The following is a 1,466-nucleotide window of genomic DNA, read 5'->3' as shown; positions in this document are numbered from 1 at the left end:
ACCGAGGCCGAGCTCGAGAAGATGAGCGAAGCCCAGATCCACAAGTTCATCTTCGCGCCGGGCTTCTCGACCGCGGCCGCCATCACCTCGGTCTCCGGCCGCGGCGTCGGCATGGACGTGGTCCGCACCAATATCGACCAGATCGGCGGCACCATCGACATCAAGTCGGTGGCCGGCGAGGGCTCCTCCGTCACCATCAAGATCCCGCTGACCCTGGCGATCGTCTCGGCGCTGATCGTGGAAGCTGCCGGTGACCGCTTCGCGATTCCCCAGCTCTCGGTGGTCGAGCTGGTCCGTGCCCGTGCCAACTCCGAGCACCGCATCGAGCGCATCAAGGATACCGCGGTGCTTCGGTTGCGCAACAAGCTGCTGCCGTTGATCCATCTGAAGAAGCTGCTCAAGATCGACGACGGTGCGGCATCCGATCCCGAGAACGGCTTCATCGTGGTGACGCAGGTCGGCAGCCAGACCTTCGGCATCGTCGTCGACGGCGTGTTCCACACCGAAGAAATCGTCGTCAAGCCGATGTCGACCAAGCTCCGTCACATCGACATGTTCTCCGGCAACACCATTCTGGGCGACGGCGCCGTGATCATGATCATCGACCCCAACGGCATTGCCAAGGCGCTCGGCGCCGCCGGCTCCTCGGCCCATGACATGGCCGACGACAATGCCGCGCACCACATCGGCTCGGGCGAGCAGACCACCTCGCTCTTGGTGTTCCGCGCCGGCTCGGCCCAGCCCAAGGCGGTCCCGCTTGGCCTCGTCACGCGCCTGGAAGAGCTCCCGGCCGACAAGATCGAGTTCTCGAACGGCCGCTACATGGTGCAGTACCGCGAGCAGCTGATGCCGCTGGTCGCCATGGAAGGCGTCACCATTGCCAGCCAGGGCGCCCAGCCGATCCTGGTGTTCGCCGACGACGGCCGCTCCATGGGCCTCGTCGTCGACGAGATCATCGACATCGTCGAGGAACGCCTCAACATCGAGGTCGGCGGCTCGGCTTCCGGCATCCTCGGCTCGGCCGTGATCAAGGGCCAGGCCACCGAAGTGATCGACGTCGGCCACTTCCTGCCGATGGCGTTCGCCGACTGGTTCACCCGCAAGGAGATGAAGCCGTCGATGCACTCGCAGTCGGTGCTGCTGGTCGACGACTCGGCCTTCTTCCGCAACATGCTGGCTCCGGTGCTCAAGGCCGCTGGCTATCGCGTCCGCACCGCGCCGACCGCGCAGGAGGGCCTCGCCGCCCTGCGCGCGCAGAACTTCGACGTGGTGCTGACCGACATCGAGATGCCCGACATGAACGGGTTCGAGTTCGCCGAAACCATCCGCTCGGACAGCAATCTGGGCTCGATGCCGATCATCGGCCTCTCGGCGCTGGTGTCGCCGGCGGCGATCGAGCGCGGCCGTCAGGCCGGCTTCCACGACTACGTCGCCAAGTTCGACCGTCCCGGTCTGATCGCGGCGCT

The 1,466-nt window shown here is 65.9% G+C and carries 1 protein-coding gene; it reads left to right on the top strand.

The features are described from left to right. On the top strand, positions 1-1,466 hold a 1,466-nt coding region (locus IF809_RS38515), incomplete at both ends, for a hybrid sensor histidine kinase/response regulator (protein ID WP_462840074.1).

The organism is Bradyrhizobium sp. UFLA06-24 (assembly GCF_054967145.1).
This window is presented reverse-complemented; position numbering and strand designations above follow the sequence as displayed.